General features: G+C 71.0%; 5 protein-coding genes and 1 pseudogene. 1 reads left to right on the top strand and 5 read right to left on the bottom strand.

Translation table 11 applies throughout. The features are described from left to right. From HHL19_RS21335 to HHL19_RS21325, 3 genes are all read right to left on the bottom strand, one after another. The coding region (locus HHL19_RS21335) for a LuxR family transcriptional regulator (protein ID WP_169091876.1) at positions 1 to 2,951 on the bottom strand (2,951 nt) is incomplete at its 3' end. A 112-nt stretch (positions 2,952 to 3,063) separates the two neighbouring features. Continuing rightward, positions 3,064 to 3,264 carry a hypothetical protein gene (locus tag HHL19_RS21330; protein ID WP_169091875.1) on the bottom strand — a complete coding sequence of 67 codons (201 nt, stop codon included), beginning with the start codon at positions 3,262 to 3,264 and terminating at the stop codon, positions 3,064 to 3,066. Positions 3,265 to 3,380: 116 nt separating this feature from the next. After that, positions 3,381 to 6,470 (bottom strand): type 2 lanthipeptide synthetase LanM family protein, encoded by a 3,090-nt coding sequence (locus tag HHL19_RS21325; RefSeq protein WP_169091874.1) that lies wholly within the window; start codon positions 6,468 to 6,470, stop codon positions 3,381 to 3,383. A 217-nt stretch (positions 6,471 to 6,687) separates the two neighbouring features. Here HHL19_RS21325 and HHL19_RS36845 point away from each other — a divergent pair. Next, a pseudogene (locus HHL19_RS36845) lies at positions 6,688 to 7,615 on the top strand (site-specific integrase); the annotation flags it as partial. Positions 7,616 to 7,701: 86 nt separating this feature from the next. Here the strand turns inward: HHL19_RS36845 and HHL19_RS21310 are convergent. Both HHL19_RS21310 and HHL19_RS21305 read right to left on the bottom strand, forming a co-directional pair. After that, a complete protein-coding gene (locus HHL19_RS21310) occupies positions 7,702 to 8,070 on the bottom strand; it encodes a hypothetical protein (RefSeq protein WP_169091873.1) in 369 nt (122 codons plus the stop codon). 10 nt (positions 8,071 to 8,080) lie between these two features. Then, a complete protein-coding gene (locus HHL19_RS21305; RefSeq protein WP_240981788.1) occupies positions 8,081 to 14,899 on the bottom strand; it encodes a polymorphic toxin-type HINT domain-containing protein in 6,819 nt (2,272 codons plus the stop codon). Between the last annotated feature and the right edge of the window lie 866 nt (positions 14,900 to 15,765).

Here is a 15,765-nt window from a genome sequence, read left to right as displayed (position 1 = left end):
CCGGCGCTCTCGGCGGACAGGGCGCAGAGGGCCGCGCGGTCCGCGCGGCCGGTCTTCGCGAGGAGGCTCGCCAGGTGCTTCTCCACCGTGCGCGGGGAGATGTGCAGCCGCCGGGCGATCTCCTGGTTGCCCGGACGTTCGGCGAGCAGCACGAAGACCTCGTGCTCGCGCGGGGTCACGCCGACCTCGCGCAGCCCGGCGGGGATCCGCTCGCGGCCGCCCCGGCGCTGCGAGACGGTCACGCCCGCCTGCCGCAGCGCGGCCCGGCAGGCCGCCGCCACCGGCTGGACGCCCGCGCCGTAGAAGTACTCCTCGGCGGTACGCAGCCAGGCCACGGGTTCGCCCCAGCCGTCGGCGAGCGCGGCCTCGGCCGTCAGCCGCAGGGCCAGGTGCCAGGCCTGGGGGAAGGCCCGCGCGGCTTCCCCGGTGGCGCGTACGGCCCGCAGCGCGCCCGCCCGGTCCTTCTCCCGGCCGAGCAGCACGGCGTCCGCCATGCCCAGGAAGACCCGGTTCCAGGCGAGCGCCGCGCCCGGGGAGGCCAGCGTCTCCCGGTACGCGGCCCGGTCGTCCGCGCCGCTCAGGACGCGCAGCAGCGGGCGGAGCCCGTACCGTCCGCTCAGGTAGAAGAAGCTGGGGTGCGCCCGCTCCCAGGCCAGCGAGGCGTCGAGTTCGGCCAGCGCCCGCTCCCGGTCCTCCTCCATGAGCGCCCCCATCGCCTGACAGAGGCCGCGCTGGAGGGGGACGAGCATCGACTCCTCGCCGCCCGCGCGGCGCAGCCGCGTCAGCGCCTGGTCCCGCTCGCGGGAGCGCCCCTGGTGGGCGGCGGAGGTGGCGCGCACGAGCAGCAGATAGCGGTGGGCGGCGTGGTTGCGGACCCGGACGCTCGCCTCGACCGACTGCTCGACGATCTCCGTGGCGCGCTCCCAGCGTCCGCCGAGCACCGCCTGCATCGCCAGCATGCCGTCGATGTGCTGGAGGAGGGCGAGTGAGCCGAGCTCCCGGGCGGCCGAGCGGGCCGTTTCGAGGCGGGCCGCCTCACCGGTCCGCATGAAGGCGTTGGCGCCGAGGCGGACGAGGGCCTCGGCGCGCCACACCGGGAGCCGGTGCTCCTCGGAGACGGCCAGCATGCGTTCGAGGCAGGCGTCGGCCTCGCCGAAGCCCCGCTCGCGGGAGAGCAGGGCCAGCAACTGCCAGGCCCGGCAGGCCACGACCGGTGTCCGGTGCTCCTCGGCGATCAGCGCGGCCCGTCTGGCGGAACGTTCCGTCTCCGCGAGGTCCTCGCGCGTGCGGGAACGTTCCGCCTCCGTCGGGTCCTCGCGCCCCGCGTGGCCCGGCAGCAGCGTCAGATGCCCCTCGACCACCGCGAGCGCCGCCTCGTGCACCGGCAGCGGCGCGGGCCCGAGCAGGGCGCGGGCGGCCCGCGTCAGGGACAGCGCCTCCTCCCGCTGCTCCGCCATGGTCGCCACCCAGGCGACCTCCACCAGCGCCTCGGCCCGCGCCTCGGCGGCCGGCGAGCCCGCGGACACCGGCGCGAGGTCGTCGAGCAGGGCACGGGCCGTGTCCAGCTGCCCGGACTGGGCCTGTGCGACGGCGAGCGACACCGTGACCGCGTCCCGCCCGTCCTCGGCCGCCAGTTTGCGGGCCCGTTCGAGCAGCACCACCGCCGAGCCGGCCGCGCCGGCGGCGAGCATATGGCGCCCGACCAGCTCCAGTTGGCGGGCGGCCGCCGCCTCGTCACCGGCCGCGAGCCGAAGCGCCGCCACCAACTGACGGGCCTCGTCCGACAGTTCGCGCCCAGCCTCGCCGGGGCCTTCGAGCACCTCGGCGGCCTGCCGGGCCAGTGCGGCCTGCTCGGCCGGCGGCAGCGTCGCCCGCAGCGCCTCCGCCGTCAGCACGTGACGGAAGGTGTACTGGTCGTACGCGGCCCCGTCCGGGGTGATGATCCCCGCCTCCGAGGCCGAGCGCAGATGCGCGAATAGCGACCGGTCGTCGAAGCCGGTCACGTCCTTCAGTACGCTGACGGAGAACCGCCCGCCGAGCGTGGCCGCGGTCAGCAGCAGCGTCCGCACCGGCTCGTCGAGCCGGGCGAGGCGCCGCGCCCAGCTCCGCACGATGCCCGTGGGCACGGTGGGATCGAAGCGCTCGGCGAGCCGCCACCCCTCGTCCGTCCGGCCGAGGCGTCCCGTGTCGAGCAGATCGGCGAGCAGCACCTCCAGGACGTACGGGTTCCCGCCCGCCCGCTCCGACAGCAGCCGGTGCGCGGCCTGCGGCACCTCCCCCCGCCCGGTCTCCAGGCACGCCGCGATCATGTCCCGTACCGCCTCGTCCCCCAGCGGACCCAGCTCCCGCGCCGCGGCGGTGCCGCGCAGCTCCGCGGCGTGCGCCAGGTCCAGGGCCGGGCCGGGGTCCGGGCGGAGCGTCGCCACCAGGAGGACGGGTAACCCCGCGACGTTGTCGACCAGGTACTCCACCACCGCGACCGTCTCGGTGTCGGCGTCGTGCAGGTCCTCCAGGAGGATCACGCAGCCCCGCTCCCGGCCCAGCACCGAAAGCAGCCGGAGCAGCGCCTCGGCCAGCTCGATCAGCGAGTCCGGAAACCCGGGCGCGGCCCCGCCCCGCCACTCCGGCACGAGACTCGCCAACGCGGGCCGGTAGGGGAGGAGTTCGGCGTCGTCGGGCGTCCCCGCCGCCCGGAAGCGCGAGGAGAGCGCCTCGGCCAGCGGGCGGAAGGGGACGACGAGCCCGGTCGAGGTGGCGCGCCCACGCAGCACCGGCATGTCGAGGCCGTAGGCACGGAAGGCGCACTCCCCGGCCAGCCGCGACTTCCCGATCCCCGCCTCGCCCACGAGGAACACCGCGCTCCCCGAGCCCCGCGCGGCGCCGTCCAGAGCGCGGCCCAGAAGCCCGATCTCGGAGTCCCGCCCTACGATGACCGAAGACGTCGCACGCATGCGCACAAACTACTTGATCTTCTCCATGCGCGGCAGAGGGCCCGGGAGGTTCCCCGGGCCCTCGATGTCCTTGCGGACAGCGCCTGGTGACGTGTGCTCAGCCCGTCGTGCGTCAGTCCGCACAGGTGATGGTGAAGGTGGTGAACGGCATGTCCGCGGAGTAGCCCGCCTGGTCGGCGGCCGAGGCCCGCAGGAGCCGGCTGCGCATGCCGAGCCGCCCGCCGACGCCGATCGTGACCTCGCCCGCGGGGTGCCCCTGGACCGTGTTCTCCTGCGCGCCGTCGACGTGCGTCACCGAGTGGCTGATCTGCATGATTCCCGCCTCGTCCTTCGTGGTTGGTGTGATGCTGCACCGTTGGATGTCGCCGTGGTCGTGCGCCTTCCCCCGCATTTCCCCCTTGTGCTTCCCCCCTGTGCTTCCCCGCGCGCTCAGGGGGAGCCGCGGAGGGCCGGTACGGCTCCGCCCCCCGCCGGGCCCGGCGCCGCGGACGCCCGTACGGCCGGACGCAGGAGGAGCGCCGGTGGCACCTGGTCGGGGAAGCCGGCCCTGAGCAGGCCGTGCCCCACCCCCGCGAGCCCGGTCAGCAGGCCGGGATGCGCCACCCGGTCCGGTGTGCCGCAGACCGGCCCCGCCTCCTCGACCGCCGCGAGCAGCGCCCCGGCCCGCCGCACCCAGTGCGGCCGAGCCTCCGGCAGCGCCCCGTGGCCGAGCAGTTCGAGCAGCCCCGACTCCCCGTGGCAGAGGCTGTCGTCCCCGGACGGCCCGCCCCGCGCCACCACGTCGACGGTCTCCCGGGCCCAGCGGGCCAGGAGCGGGTCGTCCAGGGCGCCCGCACCGTCCAGGACGGCCAGCGCGATCCCGGCCCGACCCCGGCACCAGGCGCCGGACCGGCCGGCCGGATCGCCGCCGACTGCCTCCCGCAGCGCGGCGAGGCCCGCCCGGCGCGCGTGGTTGCCGCCGCCCGCCTCGGCGAACCGCAGCAGCGCCCAGCCCGCCCCCGCGAGCCCCGTCGCCACGTCGGGCCGCCCCCGCAGCCGCCCGGCGGCGAGGAGCTCGACGAGCCGGTCCGCGCAGGCGCGGGCGGTCCGCCAGGTCTCCGTCCCGCCGACCGCGCGGTGGCCGGCGAGCAGGGCGACGAGGCCGCCGGCGGTACCGGAGCCGTACCCGTGCTCGTGCTCCGACAGGGCCGCCGCGCCGGTGAGCCGCAGGGCGGGCGCCACCCACTCGCCGACCTCGGGGTCGTCGAGCAGCCGGGCCGTCTCGGCCAGCGCGTAGGCGATGCCGCCGAGCCCGGAGAACGCCCCCGAGCCCACCACGGCCAGGTTGTCCGGGTGTTCGTGCAGCGCGTCCAGGAGGCCGGGGACCGGCGCCAGGGCCGTACGGGCCGCCTCCGCGTAGTGTCCCGCCCCGGTCAGCGCGGCCAACTGGGCGAGGAACAGGGCCGGTCCGGTGTAGCCGCCCGCCAGGTCCGCCGCCATCGGCCCGATCCGCCAGTACCGCTCGTCCAGCAGCTCCAGACCGATCCAGTTGGTGCGTCCGGCGCCCCGGTAGGCCTGGGACACCAGCTGGTCGCCGATGGACCGGGCGGCCGACAGGAGCCGTTCCGGCTCGGGGGCGTAGTCCGCGGTACGGGCCCGCCGGCTGCCCGGCGGGCGGTGCGCGGGTGCCCGGGACGAGGTCACCATCGCGGCCCGGACGATCCACTCCTGGTCCTGCCGGTCCACGGTGTCGAGCGCGGCGATCCGCTCCCGGACCCGGGCGAGCCCGGGCCGCTCCGTCGCCACCGCCGTCGGCCGCCCGCCGCTGCCGTGCAGCCGGGTCCCGCCGGGCCGGGCGGTGAACAGCGGCACGTCCCCCGCCCACAGCTGGGCGAGCTCGTCGTCCTCCAGGCCAGGGAAGGCGGCGGCGCCGAGCTCGTCGGTGCGCAGCGTCTCCAGGATCCGGTGCCGTGCCGCCGCGTCGCCCAGCAGATCAGGATGGGTCGACTCGTCGAGGAGCATGGTGTACACCCACGTCGGGCGCGCCACCACCCGTACCTCGTCGTCGACGAAGGAGTCCAACGGGCCGCCGGGCAGCAGCAGTTCGTCGCGGGCCCTGCTGATCGCCGTGTACCCGGCGCGGAACCCGGCGCACATCGCCTCGACATGGGCACCCGGCTCGGCGAACTCCCCCCTCAGCCTGGGAAGGTTGGCGGACTCGCCCATCGTCCCGGCCCGGCGCACCAGATGCATGGTGTCGGTGCCCGCGTCGGCCCAGTCGGCGCGGACCACGGGGGAGGGCGCCTGCCGCCCGCCGCCCACCCCGGACACGTCGAGGGCGCTGTCGTCCCCCACGAGCAGCTGCGGCAGCAGCCCGACCCGGTACACCGAGTCCTGCAGGGCCCGCGAGGCCGGATCCTCGGCGACGGCCCCGGTCAGCGGCGGATGGAAGAGCGTCTCCAGGTCGACGAGGACCGGATGCCCGCCGACGGCGATCAGGTTCTCGTGGTGCAGATCCGTCCCGTCCAGCACGTGCAGCAGCGAGAGGAGCACCCCCTGGCGGCGGTAGAAGGCCTCGACCTCCGCCGACTCCGCGCACCCCCGCGCCTCGACGAACTCCACCCAGCCGTACCGCCCCCGGTCGAGCAGCCGCAGCGTCCGCAACTCCACCGCGTCCGGCAGCCCGTTGAACCACGCCACCAGTTCGTTGAAGTGCCGGTGCACGGAGATCGGCCGAGGCTTGTACACCAGCCGGGCCCCGCCCTCGAACTGCAGCAGCATCACGGAACGGCCGCCCCCGTGCCCGTCCCCGGCCCCCGGCTCGACCCCCGCGAGCCGCCCCGGATCCCCGCCGAGCAGCCGCTCGGAGACGACCGGCAGGTCCTCCACGAGCCGCCCCAGCATCTCCCCGAGCGCGTCGGCGGCGTCCATGCCGGCCCGCGACAGGATCCGCGCGAGCACCGGCCGCCCCGCGAGCAGCTCCGTGAGCCCCTCCCGCGTCCCGGCGCGCCGCACGAAGTCCCGGTACCGCGCCCGGGAATCGGCCCCGTCGAGCCGCCCCGCCCGACGCGCCTCGTGGAGTTCGAGCACCAGGGTCCGGGCGGCGGCCCGGGCCAGCCGCCGCCGCAGATGACGCTCCAGATCGGCGCGGACGGCCCCCAGGTCCACCCGCCCCCGTACGCCCTCCGGAACGCCCGCCACCAGCCGCTCCCCGGCCCGCTCGGCGAACGCCCCGACGACCCGCTCGAACCCGCTGAGCCCGGGCAGCTCCCCCTCCGGCACGGCGGCCTCCTCCGGCGCCGCCCCCACGGCCCCCAGTGCGAACTCGGCCCAGTCCGGCGCCCCCGCCGCCGCCGACTCCGCGTACCGCCCGTCCCCGCCCTCCGGCACGGCGACCGTCCCCCGCCGCCACCAGCGCTCGTCCCCGAACGAGAGCCGCCCGGCGCCCCTCTCGCCCCCCTCGGCCCGCTCCGACCGGTCGTGCCGCTCCGGCGCGAAGCCGGCGCCGTCCCCGCCGCCCCGCTTCTCCCCAGCCGCCATCGCTCCTCCTCCGCGGTCCCGGTCCGACCGGTCGCCCTGCCGCACCCATGCTGTCCCGCCGCCCGCACCGAGGACATGGGGGCACGTCCCCCATCTTTCCGACCTCTCCGATACCCCCCCCGTCCACCGACCTGCTCATGTCCGAAACGTTGCGCCAGGCAGCCCTGGGAGCGGACTCCGGTCACGGGCGACGCATGAGGCGCTCACTTCAAGGCTGAAGGGCGCTCGTCTTACGGCCAAGGATGTGCGCACCTTCCTCGACCGCCTCCGCACCACCTGCCAGTGCCGCGCCCGGAGCCTGGATACGGAACGGAAGAGATGCTGCGCCGTCGGTCAGTGCTGCCAGACGCAGTTGTCCGCATCGACCGTGACCTTCGTGCACTCGGTGCTCAAGCCGGCACTGGAACACGTGGTCCGCGAAGACGAGCTGCCTCGAAAATTCGCCCGCAACGTCAAGACCACCACGCACCAGCCCAGGCGCTTCCGTCCGCTCACAGCGGCCGAGGCCCGGCAGTTCCTCGACGCGGCCCGCGCCGACCGGCTCCGCGCGCTGTATGAACTCGCCCTGCGCACCAGACCCCGCAAGGGCAAACTCCTCGGCCTCCACTGGGACGACCTCGACCTCAGCGCCGGAACGGCCAGCATCCGGCGCTCACTCCAGCGCACCCGCACCGGCGGCCTCACCCATCTCCCCACCAAGACCCGGGTGTCCGAACGCCGTATCGCGCTCCCGACCGAATGCCTCCACTCCCTCAAGGAGCACAGAGGACGGCAGGGGCAAGGGGTGAGAGACAGCAGGAACGGACTGGAGCGACAGCGGGCTCGTCTTCACCACGCCGACCGGACGGCCTCTCGACCCTGCCAACTTCACCCGCCGGCTCCGCAGCTTCTTCAACCGGGCCGGCCTCCGACGCATCCGCTTCCACGACCTCCGCCATTCGACCGCCACTCTGCTCCTCGAACAGGGCGTCGACCTCGTCGTGATCAAGGAGCTGTTGGGTCACGCCCACATCGGCGTCACCGCCGGCGTCTACGCCGATGTGAGACTCCGACTCCAATGCCAGGCGATCGACACCCTCGGCAACGCTCTCAGCCGGACCGACGACGAACCGGAAGACCCACCCGCCGCAGCCGTTGTCCGCTGACGTTGTCGTCAGACGCCCGAGAGGCCCTGCTGGACTTCCCAGCAGGGCCTCTCGGACTTTCACCTCACTTCGCGAAGCAGAGCCCCTTACTCCGCAAGCGCAACAATGTCTCCTCTTGAGGCGTTCGACGGAACAACCCCGTCGAAGCTGTACGAGTCATCACAGAAGACGATTTCCTCTTCAACCGGCACGAGTCCGCGATACCAGACCACAAAGTCAGCCACGACTTCAATGGGCCCTTCCAAGTAGATTCCCTGGCCATCCGCGTGGGCGTATCCCTCCAGCTCGCCCAACTCGGAGCGGTAGGTCCATTCCACATCGCGAACCTCGGCCCCCGCAGCTCCCGGGGAAGCCACCTTCACCTGAGCCTGCGGCCAGTCGCTGGCAAGGGCTAGGGCCAGAGCATTTCGCTCCAAACGCCACGTATCGCTCTCAAAGACGGCGAGGTACGTCACTGACTTGCTCCTATCTCACGACCACAGACCCAGGGATGCCATGCTGCTGCATCAGCCCTTGGAAGTATGGCACCGCGCCTGAATGGTTGGTGATCACCCGCAGTCCTGTCAGGGGATTGGAGGGATCATTGATCACGGCAGCGTATCTACTGAACTCATCGTCCATCTTGGCCGTGATCTTGCTTCGAATGAAATCGGGGATACCTGATCCCGGAATGAACGGACTACGGCCAGGCTTCTCGATGAATTTGGCATCGAGAAGTTCCCCAGTGTTTCGATCGAATCCGTCGGCCCAGACCCTCTCTCCGCCACCGACGGCACGGTATTCGGTCGCTCCGGTGTGTGCGATCTGATAAGCCTGCGCATTTCCACTACCGACTGCGGCTCGCGTATCGAGCGACAATTGATACGACGTGTTGCAGTTGTGCACCAGGACCGGCGTGGCCCCCGCCAGCACATAGTACGCGTGGAGGTCGTCGATCGTCAGGTCATGTGTGCGCTGCCCCTTGGTGTAGTGCTTGACTGCGGTGATCTGGACATGGGTGCCGGCGCTGGTGCGGAGGAACTGGCCGTTGGCGAGGTCGCCGGCCTCGATCCAGCTGTCGAGTTCCGGTACCCAGAAGGGGTGTGTGCTGGTGGCGGTGAGCGTGGCTTCGTCGGCGGAGGTGGCAATAGTGAGTTCGGTGAACTCCTTATCGGTCTCCGTCTGAATGGTTTCGGTGACCCGTCTCGGGACGTTCTTTCCAGACTTGATGTCCGTGGTTAGAACGAAGTCTCCAATTTCAACATCCTCGATCCTCTTTCGAGTTCCATCAGCCATCAAAACTTCGGTACCGGGAAGGAAAGAGTGAGGGCAATCCGGAAGAACCCGTGCAGCAACTTCGCCAACCTCATCTCCTGCCGCAGGGGCATTTGACGCCGCCCTCGGGAGCACCTTCGAAACAGCTTTTCCTGCCCCCACACCCTTAGTGGCAGCGCTGATCGCTGCGTTGGCTCCTGGGAGAATCGGCATGAAGAGTTTCGTGACCCAGTAGGAAATTTTGTAGAACGAAGAGTCCGGCGCAGGTTGGCCGCCCATATTTCTGAGCAATTGATGCCCGTTGAGGAGGTTGCCCTTGTTTTCCTGCGCTTGCTTTCTTGACGCGCGGATCTCTCTCGCCTCCTCTCCGTCGCCGGTGAGGATGTTCCATCCCTCGCGGATCTCTGAGGAATAGTCGACGGTTGCATGCCAAGCACCTGTGAAGGCGTCCCCGATGGCGTCCCCGATGCCGTCAAGGAAGAGCCCTGAGGGGTCGCTGAACGAAATGGGACTGTTGTTGGCGTAGGTGTACCCGTTCATCTGGAGCGGGTCGGTGATGTCGATGAGGGGGTCGGCGGAGAGGAAGCGGCCGGTGTTGTGGTCGTATTCGCGGGCGCCGATGTGGGTGAGGCCTGAGATCGTGTCGTCGATGCCTACGCCGAGGTAGGTGCGCTTGTTGGGCCAGTTGGCGGGCTTGGGACCGCGAGGTTCGCCGTAGGGCTTGAAGGCGCGGCGGGTGACGGGCTGGGTGCCGCCAGCTTCGACGGTGGTGTGGGCCGTGCCGAGGTGGTCGGTGAGCAGGACGTTGAGGGTGTGTCCGGTTGCCGACTGGTTGGTGGTGGTGCGGACGACGGTGGGGGCGCCGGCCTGGGCGTAGGCGCGGGAGGCGCGGGTGATGAGGCCGACGGTGTCGGTGGTGAGTTCGGTTTCGCCGAGGTAGAGGGTGCTGCCGGTGTTCGGGGTGTGCTCGAGGATGCGGTTGCCGTCGGCGTCGTAGACGTAGGTGGTCTTGGTGGTGCCGACGGTGTTCGACGCGAGCTTGTGCTCGGCCGTCCACTGGAGGGTCTGGTCCTGGGCGGTGCCGGGGAGGTTGCGGGTCTTGGTGGTGCCGGTGGGGTTGTAGGTGTAGCTGGTTTCCTTGCCGGCGGGGGTGGAGGCGACGGAGGCGAGGGTGTGGGGCTGGGTGGTGTTGTAGGTGGAGGTGTAGGTGGTGGTTCCGGCGGGGGTGCGGTCCGTGGCCGTGACCCGGTTGCCGATCCAGTCGTAGGTGAACGCCTGGTGGTAGGAGTTCGTGTCGGTGGAGAGGGTCGTGGCGTCCGGGGCGGTGTTGGCCAGGCCGGCCGGGGCGTCGCTGGTGGCGGCGGAGGCGTCGGCGATCGGGCCGGTGGAGGAGGCTGCGTCCGTGCGGTTGCCCCAGGTGGTGCCGTTGGCGGCCTTGCAGCCGGTTCCCGAGCCGTTCGGGGTCAGCTTGGAGGTCCAGGCGTTGACCAGTTCGCCCAGGACATCGTAGGTGAAGCACTGGTTGTCCCAGACGGTGCTGGTGGCCGTCACCGCGTCCTGCCGGGCCACCGACGTGATCGAGCCGGAGTCGTCGTAGGAGTAGCCGGTGTCGGAGACGCGGTGGGGGCCCGCCCTCTCGCGGTCGGTCACGGTGCGGGTGAGGCGGCCGGAGTGGTCGTCGATGAAGTTGGTCGTCCACACGCGGTAGGGCTGGGCACTGGAGACCGAGCGCAGGACCTGTCCGTACGGGGAGTAGGTGGCGTCGGAGGTGTACCAGTTGATGCCGGAGGTGGACTCGGGCAGGCCGTCCTCGTCGTAGCGGGTGATGACCTTCTCGGCCGCGAGGCCGCCCTTGGCCGGGAGCGTGGTGGCCAGGGGCTTGCCGGTGGGCGTGTAGGTGTAGCTGTAGGCGTAGGTGCCGGACAGGCCGGTGGTCATCGCGTTGGACGGGACGACGGTCTGGCGGCCGGTGGGGCGGTATTCGGTGTCGTAGCCGGTGACCCGGTTGACGTAGTCGCCCGTGGTGGTGTGGCGGATGGACTCGTACGGCAGGCCGAGCAGGCCGGTCCGGTCGTAGGTGTACTTCTTGACCGGGTCGGTGAGCAGGCTGTCCTCGTGGACCGAGGTGACTCGGCCGAGGGCGTCGTAGACGGTGAAGGTCGACTTCCCCTGGGCGTCGGTGACGATGGTGGGGCGGTCGGCGTCGTCGTACGTCGTCTTGGTGGTGCCGGTGTCGGGGTCGCTGGCCACGGTCTGGCGGCCGCGGGCGTCGAAGGCGTAGGTCCAGGCGTTGCCGGCGGGGTCCTTGACGAGGTCGCGGTTGCCGCGCTTGTCGTAGCCGTACGTGGTGGAGCGGTACTTGCCGGAACCTGTGTGGTGGTTGATCTTCACGACCCGTCCGAGGGCATCGGTGTAGGTCGTGGTCATGGGGTCGGTGCTGCCGCCGGGGTTGACGGTGACGCTGGTGTCCCCGTACGTCGTGGCGGTGATGTACGTGAGCTTGGTGACGCGCAGCGTCTCCTGGCTGACGGGGCGCTCCAGGCCGTCGTAGAAGGTGAGGGTACGGCTGGGGACCAGGGTCGGTGACTTGACCTTGAACAGTTTGGGGATCGGCTGGCCCTGCGCGAGGTAGGCGCTCGTCTGTTCGCGGACCAGGCCGTGGTCGTCGTATTTGGTGTCGCTGACGACGCGTCCGGGGCCGTGGGCCTCGGACTGGGTCTGGACCTGGCGCAGCAGGCCGTCGTAGATCGTGACCTGCTTGGCGTAGGTGCCGTCGTCCTTGATGGTTTCGACGGTGGTGGCCGCGGGGCGGGTCTCGGTGGGGGTGGCGCTGGCCTGCTGGTAGGCGATCTTGACGTTGGGTGCCTGGGTACCGGTGGAGCGGGAGGGGGACCAGCCGCCGGTGAGGCGTCCGAGTGCGTCGTACTGGGTGCGGGTGATGCGGCCGTTGGGGTCGGTCACCGTGAGCGCCAGGGCTCGGCCGGGGTCGTAAGTGGTGGTGGTGGCGTGGCCGAGGGTGTTGATGGTCTTGACGGTGGTGACGGCGCCGCCGGTGTCACCGGGGGTGTACTGGGTCTCGGTCTTGCCCGTCAGGGGTTTGGTGACGGTGCGGATGCGGCCGAGGGGGTCGTACGTGTTCGTGGTGGTGATGGCGTGGGCGGTGCCGGCCGCGTTGAGGTCATGGACGCCGGTGACCAGTCCCTTGGTGGGGGCGTCGCCGTAGTTGCCGCCGTCGAAGCTGTAGTGGGTCGAGCTCTTGATCTCGCTGGCGGGATCGGCGTTCGCGTAGTCGGCGCAGGTGGTGGCGGTGGTGCGCTTGTGCTTGAGGAGGCCGATGAGCCAGGCGTCGGTGTTGTGGACGAAGGCGGTGTTGGTGCAGGTGACCTCGGTGAGGGTCTCTCCTGTGCCGTTGGGGGTGACGACGGCGGATTCGACCATGGAGGGCAGGCCGTAGGAGTCGCGGCTGAGGGTCTGCGAACGTACGCCGCGCCAGCTGCTGCCGTTGGCCTGGATGTTGTCGGTGCGCTTGACGAGGGTGCGGAAGGCGCGCAGGCGGTCGAGGTCGGTGCCGTCTTCGGCTTCGCGGGCGCGGGAGGCGGTCTGGGTGGATTCGGGGAAGGTGAGGGTGCGATTGAGTGCCTTGAAGGAGGTGCCTTCGGGAGCGGCGAGGTAGGCGCTGGCGTCGTCCGCGTTGCGGAAGGTGAGGTCTTCCGCGATTATGCCGGCGTATTGGGGGGCGTCGTCAGCGAGGAGGGTGACGGTGCCGGTGGCGTCCTTGACCTCTCCGCCGGTGCCCTGGAAGTAGCGGGTGACGGAGGCGGACTTGCGCTGGATCTTGCCGGTGGTGGAGCTGCCCTTGGTGACGGCCACGCGGCGGTAGCCTCGCCAGTCGCTGTAGGTGCGCAGGGCGGGGCGCAGGAACTCGTCCTCGCTTTTGGCCCAGGCGGCGCCGCCGTAGCTGTACCTGGTGGTGATGGGCTTGGTGAAGAGGGTGGCGACCTTGTCGGTTTCGGTTACCGAGTGGACGAGGTACTTGTTGAACCAGGCCTTGGTGGGGGTCTTCTCCTCGCCGTCGGGTGACCAGCGGACGGGGAAGCAGGTTCCGTTGGCCTTGCCGAGGTCGCTTGCGGGTTCGGTCGAGCAGCCGCCCTTGTACTGGATCTCGATGTCGGCGCCCGCTTCGGTGGCGACGAGGCCGATGCGGGGGCGGGTGAACGCGGGGCGCTTGTCGCCGGGGCCGGTGGGGACGAGGTTGGGGAGCTGCTTGTCCTTCAGGCGGGTGTAGAGGGGGGACCGGGGGCCGACGGTGTAGTGGGCGAAGCTGACGCCGTCCTTGGACTGGAGGGTGCCGGTGGTGTCCCCGGGGGCGTAGCCGCGGCGGGTGAGGGAGTTGAGCCAGAGGCTGGGGGCGGTGTCGTACCAGTCTTCGGGGAAGGACTGGTTGAGGGTGTAGGTGTCGACCTTGCCGAGGCCGCTCTGGCCGGCGCGGACGGCCTTGGTGGTGACCGAGGCGAGGCGGAGCTGGGTCCAGAAGGAGGGGAAGCCGGGGCAGAGCTTGGAGGTCGACTTGCAGTTGAGGGAGCCGGGGGTGTCCCACCAGGGGCGGTAGGCGCCGGGGTCGTCGGTCTTGGCGAAGTTGGCCGCGTCGCAGACGGTGCCGGTCTTGAGGCAGCGCTGGGCGGTGGCGAACTCGACGACGGCCGGGGGGTTGGTGAGGGCGGCGGCGCGCATGCCGTACTCGATGGTCTTCGGGTAGGCGAAGCGGTCGTACTGTTCGGGGGAGTTCCGCTTGTCCCGGACGGCGTAGTGGTTCGCCTCCTGGGACCAGTTGACGATCATGACGTTGCCGTGGATGTCCTCGACCTTGTCGATGCCCCAGCGCCACGCCTGCTGCTTGCCGGCGCCGCAGCGGGAGTCGGCGAAGGTGCTGGTGTAGCAGGGTTCGCCGGGGTGGTTGCCGAAGACGGGGACGGTGGAGACGGAGTTGGTGTCCGCGTGGCCGCCGCCGACCTGGTTCTGGCCGAAGTAGTACTTGGTGCCGTCGGTCGTGGTGACGACCCAGTACTCGCCGTTGTTGTCGCCGTTGACGGCGCCGGTGCGACGTTCGACGCGGGTGCCGTCGTCCTTGGCGGGGCGGTAGGTCTCGGTCTCGGTCTCGGGGTTGCCGCCCGCCGGGACGTCGCGGACGAGTTCGGTGGTGGAGCCCCCGAGGGACATGACGGCGTTGGGCGAGACCCAGCACAGGTCGCTGGTCTTGTTGGCCTTGGCTGTGTTGTTGGGGGTGCCGGCGGTGAGGGTCTTGGTGTCGTCCTTGCAGGTGCGGTAGCGGCGCTGGATGTGGCCGGGGTCGTAGTCCCAGCCCTCGCCGATCCACGAGGCCTGCGGGGAGGAGACGGCGGTCTTTCCGTCGACGGTCTGCGAGTTGTACGAGAAGGAGATGTTCGGCGCGGGGCCGGCGGGGGCCGGCGGGATGGCGAGCGGGTAGTTCCAGGTGAAGGCACCGGAGGAGCCGCCTGCGGTCCACTTTCCACTGGAGGCCAGCGGGGTGGCCTTGAAGGAGCCGCCGGGGCCGGAGCCGGAGTCGACGGCGCCGATGACGGCCTTGTCGCCGGCTGCGACCGGTGTCGCAGCGGCGGTGTAGGAGGCCTGCATGATGCCGGTGCCGGAGGTGGTGGTGCTCGTGGCGGAGGCGGGGGCCGTGGTGCCGTCGGCGGCGGTGTCGACGGTCGCGGTGATCGAGTGGGTGGTGGTGTCGTTGGCGGTCTCGAGTTCCTCGTAGGCCTGGCAGGCTTCCTCAAGAGGCGTGGTCAGGTAGCACTCGGGGAACTGGACCAGGCGCAGGCGGGAGGCCCAGTCGGCACCGTAGACGTTCTGGAATGTGCCGTAGTCGAGGCCGACGGAGATCGGGACGGAGCCGGTCGCGGGTGCCTGGACGGTCACCAGGGCTCCGACCTTGGTGACGCCTTCGACGCCCTTGCTGATCTCGTTCGCGCGGTCGACGACGGTGGCCTGCCAGGTGCCGGTGGGCATGGGCTGGCCCGCGGCCCGGCCGAGCTTGACCGGAAGGTTCGGCACCTGGGTGAGGTCGCCGCTCGTGGCTGTCGCCGTCTGGGTCGTGCTCGTGCTGAAGGAGGCGGGGCTGGTGGCCGAGCCGAAGGTGACGGAGCCCGTCTCCGCGGGGGGCGGGGTGGCGGTGCCGGCGGGCGCCTGCTCGAGGTTGTTCGGGACGTCGACCTTGAGGGTTTCGAGGTCCTTCTCGAAGGTTTCGCCGTCGAGAGGCTTCTTCTCGGGGAGGGCTTCCAGGCCGAGCGGATCGGTCGCCTCGAGGGATTCTCGGCCGGTCTCGATCGTCGTGGGGTCCGGTGGCAGCGCGAAGGACTGCGCGGGCAGCAGGGCGATCAGGAGGGCGGCGCCCAGCACGGGGACGACGGTGCGCCGCGCACGGCGGGGCACGGGCGATATACGACGGAACAAGGCGGGGTCCCCCCGGACCACTTGGAGCGAGACCGGAGACGGACCGCGTGTCTTGACACTTCAGGTAGGTGCAGATTCTGCGGGTGACTCGTGAAGGAATACCAGCGTGCGACGGCACACGTGATGATCGTCACCGAACGTAGCGGGATAGGTGCATTCGGAAGGGAAGTAAGGCTTACTTCCATGCAAGACGCGGACAGCGGGTGAAGACTGGGTGAACAGCATGTATGCCACATTCACTGGTGAATGACCCGCTCCCTGGGGGTGATTCACGCCGGTTCACGCGGTTCGCGCCCTTCCACGGACCCCGCGGTGCCGCCATGCCGCCCTCTGCCGCGTCCCGTCGTGCTCGTCGGTACGACACCGTCCCCGTCCGGGCCGCCGCAGACGCGGGATGACGGCGAGGGATGGATGGGACATCA

The organism is Streptomyces sp. R302, from assembly GCF_012927245.1.
In the GTDB taxonomy this organism is placed as follows: domain Bacteria; phylum Actinomycetota; class Actinomycetes; order Streptomycetales; family Streptomycetaceae; genus Streptomyces.
This window is presented reverse-complemented; position numbering and strand designations above follow the sequence as displayed.